Here is a 15,192-nt window from a genome sequence, read left to right as displayed (position 1 = left end):
CGGGAAGTTTCCTCCCCGCCGCACCGGTTTGCCTCATGGGCTTCAGAAGCGGAAGTCCCCGCTGAACAGGAACGTGCGCGGCGTTCCGGGTGTGTAGCGATACCCGCTCTTGTTGATCGCCGAGACATAGTCCTTGTCGAACAGATTGTAGGCATTCACCCGCAGCGTGAGGTGCGAGTTGACTGAGTAGGACGCCAGCGCATCGACGACCGTCCAGCCGTTGGTGAAGGCGGGCGTGCCCACCGCGCCATCGGTGCCGCGACGCATGCTGCTGGCGTAACGCACGCCGCCGCCGAGGTTCAGCCCGAACGGGAGGCGATAGTTGGTCCAGGCGGAGAACGAATCGTCAGGCGTGTAGGTCAGATTCGGCGTTCCGTCGGCCGTCACCGCCGCGCCTTCCTTCACCTTGGTGTTGAGGTGGCTGTAGCCCGCCGAGATCGACCAGTCGGGCGTGATGTTGCCCACGGCGGAGAGCTCGATGCCCTGGACGCGCTTCTCGCCCGTCTGGGTGGGATTGCCGGTGTCGTCGAGGATCTGGCTGTTGATCTCGTTCGACACCTCGGTGCGGAACACAGCGGCTGTCACGAGCAGCTTGCCGCCCATCGCGGCCCACTTCACGCCGCCCTCAATCGTCTTGGCCTTTTGCGGCTTCAGATTGGGGTTGTCGAGGCTGGTCGCGGCCGAGCTGAGCGAGAAGTTCGCGCCGCCCGGGGGCTGCTGCGAGATCGCATAATTGACGTAGAGGCTGACCGGCTGGATCGGCTTGAACACTGCGCCGAGCTTCCAGTTGAACAGCGTGTCGCTGGCGGTCAGGTCCGTGGTGGTGACGGCGCTGCCCACCGGCTGGCCATTGCAGGGGACGGCGCCGCGGCCGGTGCCGTCGTTGCAGATTGCGCTGGCGCTGTAGCTCGTCTCGTAATGATCGATGCGCACGCCGCCCGTCACCAGCAGCTTCTCGTCGAAGAACTTGGCGGTATCGAACAGATATGCCGATTGGGTATCGGTCACGCCGCGGCTGCCGGTGCCGTTGCGCGACAGGCTCAGCGTGCCCGTGTCGTTCCAGTCCGGATCGTAGAGACTGGCAGCCGGCCGGGTGCCCGAGACGGTGACGCCGTAATTATTCTGCTGCTCGCGCGTGATCTCGACGCCGGCGCTCAGATTATGCTCCACGGCGCCGGTGGCGAAATCGGCGCGAAGGTTGAGCTGGTCGGTCAGGATCTCGTTGCGCTGGTCCTTCACCGTCGTGTTGCTGCGCGCCATCGTATAGGTCGACAGGTCGTCGATGTCGGTCCATTTGATGTTGCCGGCCTGCGGATTGGCGACGGTGCCGCCCGTCGACATGAACGCGCTCAGCAGATAGTCCTGCTTGGTCAGCCCCCAGCGCGCGGTGTTGGTCAGCTTCAGATTGTCCGAGAAATCATGCTCGAAGCGCAGCGTCGCCATCTGCGCGGTCACATTGTCGTGATCGTCGCGGGTGCCGTAGAAATTCTTCGAATCCACCGGGTGGCCCGCGAGCTGCTCCAGGCCCGGCTGCGGGGTCCAGCCCGGCAGGCCGATGGTCGGCACGAGCCCGTCGGGGATGTTGTCCTGCTTCATATAGAGCAGGTTGGCATAGACCCGGGTGTCGCCGTTCAGGCCGAAGCCGACCGATGGCGCGATGCCGATGCGCTTGTTGTTGACATGGTCGCGGCCGGGCTGGTCGCTGTCCTGCCACATGACGTTGAGGCGCAGCGCCGCGCCGGGCACGCCGCCGAGCGATTGGTTCAGGTCCGCCGTCGCGCGCTTCTGTCCGTCCACGCCGCCGGAGACGGTGCCCGACACCGCGTTGCCGACAAATGCCCGCTTGCTGACCATGTTGATCGCGCCTGAAGGCGCGGTGCGGCCGTTGTCGGTGCCCGCTGGGCCCTTTTCGACTTCGATCTGCTCGGTGTTGAAAATGTCGCGCGAGATCGAGCCCAGGTCGCGGATGCCGTCCACGAAGATGCTGTTCGAAGTGTCGAAGCCGCGCATGTACACCGAGTCACCGGTGTTGGTGGTGCCGTTCTCGCCGGCGAAGAAGGTGCCGACGCCGGGGCTGTTGCGCAGCGCCTCGGTCAGGGTCGTGGCACCCTGCTGGTTGAACAGCTCCTTGTCGATGATCTGGACCGTCTGCGGCGTATCCACCAGCGGCTGGGTGAACTTGGGCGAGTCGACGTGGCCCTTCTGTCCGGTGACGAGGATCGAATCCTGCGTATCGTCGTCCGCTTCCCGATGCCGGCGATGATCGCGCGGACCATCGGCGTGAACGGCCGGGTTCTGCTGATCCTGCGGATATCGGGAGCCTTCCTGTGCCGATGCCTGCTGCACGCCGAGCGCCGCCAGCGACAGGCCCATCGTGACTTCGATCGACCGTCGCTTGCTCCGGATTCCCCCCTTGCGGCCCATGGTCATCAATTACCCCTTTCTCTCTTGTTGCGATTCGTTCGCAGCGCATATGGGGGTGAATACGACTTTGCAAGTCATTATCAATAACAACGATGGTCAAGCTGATTGACTGTCGTCCGGCACGGGTCACGCTGCCGGAGGCTGCGATCCGCTCAGTCGAGCATTGCCTGCAGCGCGGGGGAGAGGTGTTCGGCAAAGCCGGTGCCGTCGCGCATCACCATATGCGCCGCCAGCCCTTCGCGCTCCGCCAGGGCAATGCCTGCACCCCCCAGCACGCCCAGCGCGGTCGCCCAGGCATCGGCGAGCATCGCCTGCGCGTGCAGCACGCTGACCGACGCGACGCCATTCTCCAGCGGGCGGCCGGTGCGCGGGTCGAGCGTGTGGGCGTAGCTTCTGCCGCCATGGGTGAAGGCGCGGCGATAGTCGCCCGAGGTCGCCACCGACAGGCCGTGGAGCGCGACGCGAATCGGCGCCAGGCGCGCACCGGGGACGGGCTCCAGATCGACCCACCAGGGCTGGCCGTCGGGCCGGATGCCTTCGCCGCGCAACTCGCCGCCGATCTCGACCAGGAAGTCGGGCACGCCCGCGCCGAGCAGCCTCTCGGCGACGGCATCGACGGCGAAGCCCTTGGCGATGCCGGAGAAATCGAGCTGGGCCGGGGTCAGGCGGCGCGCGCGGCGGCCGGCGGGGTCTAACTCGATATGCCCGGCGCCGGAGACGGCGAGCGCCTCGGCGACCGCATGTGCTTCCGGCAGCCACTCGCGCGAGCCGGCGGGGCCGAAGCCCCAGAGATCGGCGAGCAGGCCCATCGCGGGATCGAAGGCGCCGCTACTTGCCCGCGCCAGATCGAGCGCGGCGGAGAGGACGTGGAGGAATTGCGGCGGCAGCGGCTGCCAGCGGCCCATCACGCTGCGGTTGAACCGGCTGATGTCCGAGCCTGGCTCCCAATGGCTCATCTCGGCGACGATGCGGGCCAGCACGGCCTCGATCTCGGCCTGCGCATTCGCGGGCGCATCGACGATGCGGGCGGACCAGCTCGTGCCCATCGTCTCGCCGCCGAGCGACGTGACGGGTGCGCTCAAGCGCCGGCGGTGGAAGGCCGCCGGCGCGAGGCTGTCGGGAATGGCGATCCGCGGTTCGAGGTTCAGGGGGCGAGCACCTCAAGCGTGGTGACATAGCTCACCCGGCGCGGCTGCGGGCCGCTGGGCATGGCGCGGGGGCCGCCCTCGGCACGCGGGCCTTCGCCGGCCGCCCGGCGCGGGCCGCCTTCGCCTTCACCCTCGGCGCGCGGGGCGTTGGGGGTAGCATTGAGCCAGTACATGCCGGGATCGGGCCATTTGATCGAGACCTTGCCCTCGGCATCGGTCTTGAGGTCGATCTGCTTGAGGTTGTCGCGATAACGGATGCCGCCGGGGACGACGGTGACGAACAGGTTCGGCGCCGGCTTGCCGTCGAGCAGGAACTGGAAGGTCGCCGCCTCGCCCGCGATCAGGTCGTTCGGATGGGTGACGGGGACGAGCTCGATACCAGTGCCCGTGGTCTTGAACACGGTGTTGGTCGGCGCGCCCTGGGTCACGAAGATCTCGTTGCGGGTGAGGGCTTCCGAGGTGACGACGTCGGTCGCGCCCGCGGGGATGGCGGCGGCGAGGTTCGCCTTGGTCGTGCCGCGCGGGATCATCTTGGTCTCGCCGTTCAGCGTGTAGCGGCCGAACACGCCCTCATTGACCACGGCGATGCGATAAGTGCCCTGCTGCGTCAGATGCAGGTCGAAGGTCGCGCGGAACTTGCCCACGAAATGGTTCTCGACCTTGCCCTCGGTACCGTCGGGCTGGGTGACGACCGGCACGTTGCGCAGCGGCTGGTGATCGAAATAGAACAGGTCGTTCGACACGGCGGCGTCGACCGTCACCCAATTGTCGGTGCCCGAGACGGTGGTCGAGGACGGCAGCATCCACATGCGGTGGGCGAGCGCGGCGGGGGCGGCGATCGCCGCGACGGCGGCGATGGCGATCAGCGGCTTGCGAAACTTCATTGGAATATATCTCCCCGGTTCAGCGCTTGAGATTGAAGGAAACGGCGCCCAGCTCGGTCGCGCCCTTGCCCGATGCGGTGGCGGCATTGCCGTTCCAGGCGAAGGGCAGGCGGACGACTTCGCGGCCGCCGACTTCGCGGGCGGCCTCGATCACCAGCGTATAATTGCCCGGGGTCAGCGCGGGCATGCCGCCGCGGCCGGCGACCAGGCGCAGCTTCTGCGTGCCCGGCGCGCGGGTGGCGCCGCTGATGCCGTCGGCGGGGAAGGTCATCGTGCGGCCGGCGGCGCGCCACCATTGACGGATGTCGCGCAGCCATTTGGTGCCTTCGCCCTTGGCCTTGTTGACGTCGTACCAGACCGCGATCGTGCGGGGGGCGACGCCCTCCTTCTCCAGCCACACCGCGACATAGGGGCGGTGATATTCGGCGACGTTGAGCTTCGGAATGTCGATCGACAGGTCGAGCGTCTGCGCGCCGGCCGTGGCGGGGAACAGGCTGCCGGCGCCGATCGCGGCGGCGGTTAATCCGGTCAGGCGAAACTGCATGAGAGACCCTTTTCTAGTGAATGAGGAAAATGGCGATCAGCGCCGGGATGATGAGGCCGAGCGCGACGATCGGCCAGGTGCTCTTGCGGTGCTTCGAATGCATCCACAGCAATACCAGGCCGGTCAGCGTGAAGACGATGCAGGCGAACACGAAGATGTCGATGAACAGCTTCCAGGCGCCGCCGGCATTGCGACCCTTGTGGAGGTCGTTCAGGTACGCGATCCAGCCGCGCGAGGTGCTCTCGCTGGTGACGGTGCCGGTCTCGCGGTCGATCGAGATCCAGCCGTCGCCGCCGGGGCGGGGGAGGGCGAGATAGATCTCGTCGGCGGACCATTCGGCGATGCCATCGGCCTTCATCGGCAGCTTGGATTCGATGAACTTCGCGACGGGGGCGGGGAAGGGCTGTTTGCTGTCCGGCTTGTCGTCGGGCTTCACCTGGGCGAGGAGCTGGGGCGGAAGTTGGGTGGCGCGCTCGATCGATTTGGGCGCGGCCTCGATATCGGCGGCGTGATTGAGCGTGAAGCCGGTGATCGCGAACAGCAGCAGCCCGATCAGGCTGATCGCCGAGCTCATCCAATGCCATGTGTGAAGCTGCTTCAGCCAGAAGCTCTTCCGGCTGCGCTTCTTGGTAGCCGGAGGGACGGTGCCGTGCATGGAAATGGGACTGGTCTCGGACGCGGTTGATTGTCAGGGTCGATAACGCGAACGATTCGCAATTGCAACCAATCATGGCCCATCGCCATGCCGATCTTGCCCATCGGAATCTGCCGCGTGCCCGGCTTGAGAGCAAGTCGGCGCCAAGATGTTTTCCGAAGAAGCGCAGCGCCCGAAAGCGATCCAAATATCGCTTCAGTCATCTTGCAATGCAACATGAAATAGCGGGTTTTGTGTGCGGCGCAGCGACGAATGTTTATTGTAGTGATCCAGAAAACATCTCAGGTTCCCTCTCAATAAACATAGGAGAGAAGAATGGCTGGATTATATGCTGGAGTGGCGTCGGTCTGTGCGGTGGGTGTCATGGGCTGTCTGGGCGCCATGTACGCTGTGACCCGGCGTTCGCCGCCTTCGGGGTCCGATCTGGAAGGCTGATCGATTCGGGCGCCGACGCTAGCCGGCGCCCCAAACCCGTTGCGAAGCCAAAGGCCAGCCCGCCGGGCTGGCCTTTGCTTATTCGCGGCCCAGCAGCACCCGCGCCTGGCCCGCGATCTGGGCGAGCATCGCGGCGTTGGGCACGGCGGCCTGGCGCGCGCGCTTCACCAGATTGGCGAACTGGCCGACGCGGCTGCTGTTCTGCTCCAGCCAGGCATCGACGGCGGCCTGGGGATCCTTGTCGTCCACGCGGCCCAGGAACTCCAGGCGGAGCTGCTGGAAGTCGCGGGCGAGGCCGGCGATCAGCAGCCGTTCCCACACATCGCCGGTGGTGATGCGCGCGGCGGTCGACTGTGCCCAGTCGAGGCCGAGCGCCTGGCCGAGCGAAGTGAAGGCGCGGGTGAGCACGGTCTCGTCCACGCCGCTCCGCTGGCCGAGATCGGCAAGGCCGATCGCGCCGTCGAGCTCGAACAGGCGGATCACCTTGGCGACCAGCTCCTTCGGCGCGCCGGCGGCTTCGAGCTTGGCCGAGATGCGGTTGCTCTGGGCACGCACTTCGTCGAGCAGCAGCGCCTTGGCCTGGCGATCGAGATTGTCGATGCCGGGCTTGAGCCGGGCGATGACTTCCGCGGGGCTGGCGCCCGGGCGGCAGACGCGCAGCAGATCGGCGATCTGGCCGCGCGCGGCGACCGCGACCTCATCGAGCAGCGCGAGGCGGGCGCCTTCGCCGATCTCGGCGGTCTCCACCGCTTCCCAGATCTCGGGCAGGCAGAAGAGCCGTTCCGCAACGACGAACATCGCGGCGATGTCGGTCATCGACGCGCCTTCTTCCTCGGCAAGCTCGAAGGGGTGGAGGACGCCGAGGCGATTGATGACGCGGTTGGCGAGCTTGGTCGCGACGATCTCGCCGCGCAGGCGATGCTCGTCGATCGCCGTGCCGAAGCGCGCCTGCATCGCCGCGGGGAAGGCGGCATGGAGGTCGCTTTCCAGCGCGGGATCATGGCCGAGCCCGCCATGCTCGATCGCGTCCTGCAGCGCGAGCTTGCACGAGGCGAGCAGCACCGACAGTTCGGGCCGGGTGAGGCCGCGGCCGTCCTGCGCGCGGCGGAGCATGTCCTCGTTCGAGGCGAGCCCTTCCACCGCGCGATCGAGCCGGCCGGCGCTTTCGAGGATCTCGATCACGCGCACATAGCTGGGCAGCGCCACCGCGCCGTCCGCCTCCATGAAGGAGAGCGCGAGCGTCTGGAGGCGGTTATCCTCCAGCACCAGATGCGCGACGTCGTCGGTCATCTCGGCGAGGAAGCTGTTGCGGTCCTCGAAGGCGAGGCGGCCCTCGATCATCTCGCGGTTGAGCGCGATCTTGATGTTGACCTCATTGTCCGAGCAATCGACGCCCGCCGAATTGTCGATGAAGTCGGTGTTGATGCGGCCGCCATGCGTGGCGAAGGCGATGCGCCCGGCCTGGGTGACGCCCAGGTTCGCGCCTTCGCCGATCGCCTGGGCGCGGACCTCCTCGGCGTTGACGCGCAGGCGATCATTGGCGGGATCGCCGACCTCGACATGGTTTTCGCTCGCCGCCTTCACATAGGTGCCGATGCCGCCGAACCAGAGCAGCCCGACCTGCGCCCTTAGGATCGCGGAGATGAGGCTGGTCGGGTCGATCTCGCTTACCGACAGGCCGAGCACGGCCTGCACCTCGGGGCTGAGCGGGATCGACTTCTCGGTGCGCGGGAAGACGCCGCCGCCCTTGGAGATCAGTGCGGGATTGTAATCCGCCCAGCTCGATCGCGGCAGGGCGAACATGCGGTTACGCTCTTCCCAGCTCTTCGCCGGATCGGGATCGGGATCGAGGAAGATGTGGCGATGGTCGAACGCGGCGACCAGCTTGATCGCCTTGCTCAGCAGCATGCCGTTGCCGAACACGTCGCCCGACATATCGCCGCAGCCGACCACGGTGACGGGCTCGGCCTGGATGTCGGTGCCCATCTCCAGGAAGTGGCGGCGGACCGAGATCCAGGCGCCCTTGGCGGTGATCGCCATCGCCTTGTGGTCATAGCCGTGCGAACCACCCGAAGCGAACGCGTCGCCAAGCCAGAAATTGTGATCGATGGCGATCGCGTTGGCGACGTCGGAGAAGGTCGCGGTGCCCTTGTCGGCGGCGACGACGAAATAGGGATCGTCGCCGTCGAGCACGGTGACGCCCTCGGGATGGACGACCTTGCCCGAGACGATGTTGTCGGTGACCGAGAGCAAAGCGCGGATGAAGATGCGATAGCTCTCGGTGCCCTCCGCGAACCAGGCGTCGCGATCGGTGGCGGGCGAGGGGAGCTGCTTGGGATAGAAGCCGCCCTTGGCGCCGGTCGGCACGATCACCGCGTTCTTGACGCGCTGCGCCTTCATCAGGCCGAGGATCTCGGTACGGAAATCGTCGCGGCGATCGGACCAGCGCAGGCCGCCGCGCGCGACCGGGCCGGCGCGCAGATGGATGCCCTCGACACGCGGGGAATAGATCCAGATCTCGCGCCAGGGCAGCGGCTGGGGCAGGCCCGGCACGAGCTTCGAGTCCATCTTGAACGCGAGGGCTTCCCTGGCGGCCGGGGCATAGGCGTTGGTGCGCAGCGTCGCGGTGACGACGCCGCGCAGCGTGCGCAGGATGCGGTCGTCGTCGATCGCGGAGACGGCGTCGAGGCCGGCATCGATCGCGGCGGTCGCGGCTTCGATCGCCTCGGCATTGCCGGCACGGGCCGGGTCATGCGCCGCGGCGAAGCGCTCGATCAGCGCGGCGGCGACGGCGGGCGCGCGGCGCAGCGCATCGACCACGGTCGCCATGCCGTAATTCATGCCGGTCTGGCGGAGGTAGCGGAACCAGGCGCGGAACAGCACCACCGATTCGGGGCGCATCCCGCTCTCGACGATCAGCCGGTTGAAGCTGTCATTCTCGGCCCCGCCTTCGAGCACCGCGGCGATCGCGTCCTCGATGACGGCGACATCGCCCTTGAGCTGCGGCGCGGCGACCTCGAAATCATGGACGAAGATGCCGCCGGCAAGCTGGGCCGGCACTTCCTCGATCACGCGGAAGCCGAAATTCTCGAACACCGGCACCGCGTCGGACAGCGCCAGCGCGCCGCCCTGGGCATAGAGCTTGATGCGATATTCGCCCGGCTTGCCCTGGGCGGGCGTGATGCGGGCCGAGCGGTCGCCGGGATTCTCCAGCGTGGCGATCCGGACGATGTCGCGCGCGGCCTCTTCGGGCGTGCTGGTCGCGCGATAGGTGGCGGGGAAAGCCTGGGCGAAGCGCAGCGCGAGGCGCGTCGAGGCGGCGCCCACCTGCTCGACCAAGGCGGCCTCGACGGCGGGCACCCAGCCGCGCACCATCCGCTCGAGCTGGTGGTCGAGCGCATCGGCATCGGGCACGGTGCCGCCGTCGCGCAGATCGAGCGTGTAGCGCAGCAGCGCGACCGCGCCGTCCTCGAGCGCGATCGAGGAATTGATGATCCTGGCATTCGAAGCCTCGGCCAGCATCTCGCCGATCGCCTCGCGGCGCCCGGCCGAGACTTCGTCGCGCGGCAACCAGACAAAGGCGAACAGGTGCCGCCCGAGCAGGCTGCGCACCAGCACCAGCTTCGAGCGCGGCCGATCGGCGACCGACATCGAGGTGAGCACGAGGTTTTCGAGCGAGGCGGGATCGAAGGCCGTGGTCAGGTCGTGCGGCAGCGCGGTGAGCGCGTGCGTCATCGCCTTGCCGGTATGGCCCTTGGGATCGAAGCCGAACTTGTCCTCCAGCGCGTTCAGGCGCGCGCGCAGCAGCGGCACTTCTTCGGGCGCGGCGAACAGGGCCGCGCTGGTCCACAGGCCGGCATGGATCGAGAGGCCGGTCACTTCCGCGCCGGTGAGGATCGGCAGCGCGACGATGTCGAGCGGCACGCGGCGATGCACGGTCGAGATCGAATTGGACTTGAGCAGCAGCGGCGCTTCGCCGCCCTTGCGGAAATAGTCGACGGCCGCCTTGCGCGACGCTTCGGCCAGGATCGGCGTCTCCAGCGTGTAGCGCGCCACGCCGAGCTGGTCGCTCGCGCTGCCGTCGGTCCGCCAGTTCTCGTGCGCGAGCAGCGTCATCGCGCCGTCGTGGAACCAGCGCAGCAGCTTGGCGCCTTCCTTCGAATGCACCGCGGCGGCATCGGCGGCCATCGCGGTCTGGAGCGCGCGCCAGTCGTCCACCGCGTCGCGGACCTGCTCCAGCGTACGTTCGAGCTCGGCGATCAGCGCGCGGCGGCCCCGGGCGTCGGCGCGTTCCAGCTCGAGATAGACCATCGATTCGCGGCGACCTTCACCGATCGAGACGAGCTTGCCCTCGGCATCGCGCTCGACGGGGATGACGGGGTGGATGATGCGGAGAATCGCGATGTCGTGCGCGGCGATCGCGCTGGAGATCGAATCGACCAGGAAGGGCATGTCGTCGTTGACGACCGCGAGCCGCATCCGGCGCCCTTCCTCGCCCTGGGAGGTCTCCAGCGTGATGCGGGGCGTGCCCGGCGGACGGGTGGCGGCGGTCTCGGCGACGAAATTCGCCGCCTCCGCGCGCTCGGCCTCGCCGAAATCCTCCAACTCTCCCGGCAACGCTCCTTCGAGCAGCCGCGCCTCGAACGCCTGCGTCAGCGACGTCATCATGTTCTTCATGGAATCGTCGCCTACGCCTGTGAGGTTACGACCTCAAGGCTTGAAGCAGGGGAAAGTAACGAACAAGACCAGTTCAGCCGGCCGCCTGGCGGATCGCGCGCTCGGTGAGCGGGCTGTCTTCCAGCCGGGCGACGATGTCGAGCCCGTCTCCGCCCGCGCGGGCGAGCAGCACGACGAACTCGCCCTTGCCCGCGTCGATCGAGACATGGGCCAGCGGCGCGCGGGTGCGCAGCGTCTGGGCGGCCTGGGCGAAGGCATCGGGCTTGGGGGCGGGGCGGCGCAGCTCGCGCTCGGCCTTGACCACGCCCTTGATCCCACCCTCGGCGATTTCCAGGAACGCGACGAGTCCGCCCCGGGCGATGGCGCGGCGCTTGGCGAAGCTCAGCACCGCCGCGAATTCGGTCAGGCGCGTCTTGTCGTAGTCCGATCCGAAGACGAGCTTGACCGCCGGCGTCATCGGGGCGCGGGCCTGCATCGTCAGCCCGGCATCGGCGAGCAGCTCGGCATAGGCTTCCTCGTCCTGCTCGGCGGCGAGCGCGAAATCATAGGCGCGGTCGAGCGCGCTATAGAGCGCGGCCCGGCTGCGGGTGTCGCTGGCGAGCGCCGCCGCGACCGATTCGCGGGCCGCGACCAGGCGATCGGCCAGGCTGGCATCGATATCGACGATGGTCAGCTCCAGCGGTGCATCGAAGTCCGCGCTCGGGCCGTCGGCCCAGACCGGAGCGGCCGCCGGATTGTGCGGGGCGGAGCGGCGTGATTCCTCGACTTCGGCGTTCAGCCGAGCCTGGGTCTCGGCATCGACCAGCTCCTTCCAGTTGATGACGCCGTAGATGAAGTCGATCCCTTCCTCGTCCGACGAGAAGGGCATCAGGATGCCGCGATAGAGCGTGTTGTGCCCGCGCTGGCCGACGAACTCGGCCTCGAAGCCGATCGGCGCGCGATTGGCGATGATCTGGAGATAATGATCGGTGAGGCGCGACAGCAGCGAGCGGCTGGGCACCTGGCCGACATGGGTGATCGACTGATCGACGCCGCATTCCTCGCGCAGCGCGCGGCCGAGATAGCGGATCGCGGGATCCGCGACGCCCTTGGAGAAATCGAGCAGCACGCTGTTGGGGCCGAAATCGGCGATATTGCCCGGATCGAGATCCTCGATCGAGGGATAGGCGCGGCCGCGCAGCAGCGACACCCAATGGTTGTAGGCGCGCACATGCATGCGGCGTTCGTCGGTGCCGATATCGAGCGGACGATCCGAGACGGCGTTGTCCTGCTCGCTGTCGACGAGCGAATCGATCGGGTCGTTCATGCCGCGAGCCATATCCATGCGCGTGCTCCACTATGGGCGTATGCCCAGTACCAATTGGGCCGGTTTTGCACCCTGCATGGTAAACGAGGCGTAAAAGGCGAACTCCGGTCTGGCCCAGCCCGGCGCATTCGATTCAGGAAAGGCTTTCGCAACGCTTGTCAGCTAGGGATCATGCTGGTAAGCGCGCCGCTCTCTCCGGGCGTCCAGGCGCTTCGGACGGGCCGCTTTAGCTCAGCTGGTAGAGCATCGCATTCGTAATGCGGGGGTCACAGGTTCGAGTCCTGTAAGCGGCACCATCTTCCGGAACTTGCGGGAAAGCTCGATTCCGGCTGACCCCATAGAGAACTGTCTAAGGGCCGATAGCGCTTCAGGCTCGCGAGGCGGCTCTTCCTGCCCGATCACCTTGCTCGAATCGGCCGATCTTCTCCACGATATCTGCTGCCCAAGCCCGGACGTTCGCTCAGACGAACGGGTGGGCCGGCCTGCATTCCAACGCGCGCAGGCCGATGGCAGCCGCGATTACCAGGACCGCGCCCAGCGCCGGGATGACGACCATCATGACCGGCAGGTCGGCGCTGCCGCCGCCGCGGAAATCGGTGGCGGAGAGCATCGCCGCGAGCAGGAGTCCGCCGGCTGCGAAACCGATCTTTCCACTCGCCGCGAAGATGCCGTAGCTCGGGCCGGCCCGCGAGGGCGCCATGCCGTTCACGGTCTCGCTGAATGCCGCCCATTGCACCATGCCGACGCCGCCATTGCCGAGACCGAAAAGCAGGGCGGCGAGCGCCGCCGCCTGGGGGTTTTGGGCGTTGAGCCCGAAGGCGGCCAGCGCCACGATCTGGAGCAGCGCGGCGCCAAGCATGATGGTTGCGCGCGACACCGTCCGGCACAAGGCCAGCCAGACCGGCTGGCCCAGCAGGATTCCCGCGGCGGCCAGGAAAATGACGACCCCGCCCCACCAGGCGGATCGTAGCGCATAGGTGGCAAAATAGGGTTCGAGCTTCGAGAAGGCGGGCGTGAAGGCCGAAGTCGCCACCATCACCAGCAGCAGCAGCCAGAATGACGGCGGCATGGAGGCGCGTAGCGCCGGGGGGCCGGGATCTTCGACCGTTGCGTTCGGCGGCGAGCGATCGTGCAGCACCCATGCCAGCAGCCAGGCGCTGCCGATCGCGGCAATGGCGAAGATCGCGGTCAGGCCAAGAAGGAAGCCGACGCCGCCGGGCCCATCGTGCATCGCCACCAGCGGGCCGACCGTCGCCGCCACCACCAGCGTGGCGGCGCCGCTGAACCAGATCCGCGTCGAAGCGACGCGCAGCCGGCTCGCCGGGTCGGTCGTGGCCAGCGCCATCAGCGCGTTCTGGGGAATGTCGTACGCCGCGAAAGCGAAGCGGAAGGCGATGCCGGAGCCCATCGCATAGCCGAAGCGAAGCTCTGCCGGCATCGATGCGCCGAGAAACACGGCGAGGCCCGCCACCGAACATAGTATCGATCCCGCCAATTGCAGCCGGCTGGCCGAGGTGCCGGTGGCGAGGCGGCGTTGCAGGCCATGGCCCACTCCCAGATCTATTGCGGCGCTGACGAGGAATCCGGTCGCGAGCACGATCCCCATCTGGCGCACCGGAAGCCCGGCGATCTCGGTCAGGAAGAAAGCGAACAGGATCTCGCTCGAATACCAGAACAGGCTCTTGCCGAGATGCGCGAATCCGTAGACGAGAGTTGTCCCCCAGCTGTCTGCCCGGCCCAGTATCGTGCGCGTCCCTATGGTGGCCCGGCTCCTCTGACACCAGTAATGTGACCCGTCGGTTGCACCGGGCCACGCTCAGCGCGAGGCGAAGGGCCCGAAATGCCGGATCACGCGGCGACTGGTGCCGGTATCATCCAGGATGAACACCTCATACTGCCCCCCGCCCGGGGCGACGCGGAGCACGACGTGCCCCGCCATGCTGCTATAGGCCTTTTCCAGCCAGGGCCCGATCGCGACGCGGGTCTCGTCGGCCATGCCGGTCGAGAAGATGCTCCGCTCGCCCGGCCAGATGTCCGGCGAGGCCATGCGGTGGAGCACCTCGCCGCCGGGCTGGTCCGAGACCCAATTCTGCTGGACGATCATGCGCGGCTGCATCGCGCGCAGGAAATTCGCGTTGGTGGCGTCGCGATTGCCGTGATGGTCGAGCGTCATCGCGTCAACCGGGCCGACCGCCGCGCCGAGCGGCGTCTCGACATCGAACCAGCCGGGATTGCCGAAGCCTTCGAGCCCCGTGATGTCGCCGCCGGTGAAATAGTCGAACTTGCCATAGGTTATGCGCAGCGCAAGGCTGAACGGGTTCTCGTTGAAGCCGCAGCCGCCCGCGGCCTTCCAGGGGATATGCGCGGCGGTCCTGTCGCCCTTCCCGGTCCAGAGCAGGCCGTTGGCGGCGACGTTGCGGACCTGGAAACCGGGATAGCGGGCGGCGTCGCGCAACAGGCGGATCTGGCCCGTCTTGCCCGGCTGGATGCTCTCGACCGCCATGCCGTGGCCGGTGCGCCAGTCGACGAAGGCGAGATAGTTGTTGAGCGTGCCCCCGGGCTCGCACTTCCGGAGATCGACCGGGATCCGGTAGTCGGGGGCGGCGCGATCGATCAGCGTGCCGATCGGCAGCGCCTCGGCCACGTCCATGATGCCGGTGAGCTTGTAGGCGCCGGTCTTCGACGGCGGCGAGCTTGGCAGCAGCTTGCCGAAATGGTCCGAATGGAAGTGCGAGATCAGCGCATAGTCGAGCGCCGGCGCGCGGCCCGCGGGCATGAACTGACGGACATAATCGGCGATCCACTGGCCGGCGCGGCGGCTGGCGTCGGGCCGGGGAGGCTGGACCTTGAGCGGCGGCAGCCTGGCGATCTGGGCGCGGTCGACATCGCCGGCGTCGAACAGCATCGTCGTGCCGTCGGGCAGGACGAAGAAGGCCGAATTGCCGCTGCCGGTGCTGATATGATGGATGTCGAGCATCCCCGGCTGCCAGGGCGGCAGCGCATCGCCCGCCTGCGCGTCCGGGGCCGTCGCCGCCGGCCCCTGCGCTGCGCCGGTGAGCGCGAGGCACAGGCTCGCGGCCAGGGTCTGCGCGAACTTCACGCCGGTCTTTCCTTCCACG

General features: G+C 67.5%; 9 protein-coding genes and 1 tRNA gene. 1 reads left to right on the top strand and 9 read right to left on the bottom strand.

Features of this window, described 5'->3' with window-relative positions; genetic code table 11:
• Positions 1-42: 42 nt before the first annotated feature.
• From HB724_RS01390 to HB724_RS01360, 7 genes are all read right to left on the bottom strand, one after another.
• The gene (locus HB724_RS01390) at positions 43-2,430 is read right to left on the bottom strand and encodes a catecholate siderophore receptor Fiu (protein ID WP_213979106.1); all 2,388 of its coding nucleotides are present in this window, start codon (positions 2,428-2,430) and stop codon (positions 43-45) included.
• Between the two features lie 146 nt (positions 2,431-2,576).
• A complete protein-coding gene (locus HB724_RS01385; protein ID WP_213979212.1) occupies positions 2,577-3,470 on the bottom strand; it encodes an FAD:protein FMN transferase in 894 nt (297 codons plus the stop codon).
• A 98-nt stretch (positions 3,471-3,568) separates the two neighbouring features.
• Positions 3,569-4,456, bottom strand: coding sequence for a DUF4198 domain-containing protein (locus tag HB724_RS01380; protein ID WP_213979105.1), 888 nt, complete (start codon positions 4,454-4,456; stop codon positions 3,569-3,571).
• A gap of 19 nt (positions 4,457-4,475) precedes the next feature.
• Complete coding sequence (locus HB724_RS01375) at positions 4,476-5,000, bottom strand: DUF2271 domain-containing protein (RefSeq protein ID WP_213979104.1); 525 nt, start codon at positions 4,998-5,000, stop codon at positions 4,476-4,478.
• 13 nt (positions 5,001-5,013) lie between these two features.
• Positions 5,014-5,655 (bottom strand): PepSY-associated TM helix domain-containing protein, encoded by a 642-nt coding sequence (locus tag HB724_RS01370; protein ID WP_213979103.1) that lies wholly within the window; start codon positions 5,653-5,655, stop codon positions 5,014-5,016.
• Positions 5,656-6,168: 513 nt separating this feature from the next.
• Positions 6,169-10,767 carry an NAD-glutamate dehydrogenase domain-containing protein gene (locus tag HB724_RS01365; protein ID WP_213979102.1) on the bottom strand — a complete coding sequence of 1,533 codons (4,599 nt, stop codon included), beginning with the start codon at positions 10,765-10,767 and terminating at the stop codon, positions 6,169-6,171.
• A gap of 73 nt (positions 10,768-10,840) precedes the next feature.
• On the bottom strand, positions 10,841-12,091 hold the full coding sequence (locus HB724_RS01360) for a hypothetical protein (protein ID WP_213979101.1): 1,251 nt from the start codon (positions 12,089-12,091) through the stop codon (positions 10,841-10,843).
• 202 nt (positions 12,092-12,293) lie between these two features.
• Between HB724_RS01360 and HB724_RS01355 the strand changes: the two genes are divergently transcribed.
• A tRNA-Thr gene (locus HB724_RS01355) sits at positions 12,294-12,369 on the top strand.
• Positions 12,370-12,533: 164 nt separating this feature from the next.
• Here HB724_RS01355 and HB724_RS01350 read toward each other — a convergent pair.
• Positions 12,534-13,814, bottom strand: a complete 1,281-nt coding sequence (locus HB724_RS01350) for an MFS transporter (protein ID WP_218625034.1) — start codon at positions 13,812-13,814, stop codon at positions 12,534-12,536.
• 75 nt (positions 13,815-13,889) lie between these two features.
• On the bottom strand, positions 13,890-15,191 hold the full coding sequence (locus HB724_RS01345) for a metallohydrolase (RefSeq protein WP_346344645.1): 1,302 nt from the start codon (positions 15,189-15,191) through the stop codon (positions 13,890-13,892).
• Between the last annotated feature and the right edge of the window lies 1 nt (position 15,192).

This window comes from Sphingomonas sp. dw_22 (assembly GCF_018449795.1).
Lineage (GTDB): Bacteria > Pseudomonadota > Alphaproteobacteria > Sphingomonadales > Sphingomonadaceae > Sphingomonas.
The sequence above is the reverse complement of the archived record's forward strand: the minus strand, read 5'-3'. Positions and strand labels throughout refer to the sequence as shown.

Excerpts from the sequence above, each read along its gene's own strand:
- HB724_RS01385 (WP_213979212.1), bottom strand. The coding sequence starts at position 3,470 with ATGGGCACGAGCTGGTCCGCCCGCATCGTCGATGCGCCCGCGAATGCG.
- HB724_RS01370 (WP_213979103.1), bottom strand. The coding sequence starts at position 5,655 with ATGCACGGCACCGTCCCTCCGGCTACCAAGAAGCGCAGCCGGAAGAGC.
- HB724_RS01375 (WP_213979104.1), bottom strand. The coding sequence starts at position 5,000 with ATGCAGTTTCGCCTGACCGGATTAACCGCCGCCGCGATCGGCGCCGGC.
- HB724_RS01360 (WP_213979101.1), bottom strand. The coding sequence starts at position 12,091 with ATGGATATGGCTCGCGGCATGAACGACCCGATCGATTCGCTCGTCGAC.
- HB724_RS01380 (WP_213979105.1), bottom strand. The coding sequence starts at position 4,456 with ATGAAGTTTCGCAAGCCGCTGATCGCCATCGCCGCCGTCGCGGCGATC.
- HB724_RS01390 (WP_213979106.1), bottom strand. The coding sequence starts at position 2,430 with ATGACCATGGGCCGCAAGGGGGGAATCCGGAGCAAGCGACGGTCGATC.
- HB724_RS01365 (WP_213979102.1), bottom strand. The coding sequence starts at position 10,767 with ATGAAGAACATGATGACGTCGCTGACGCAGGCGTTCGAGGCGCGGCTG.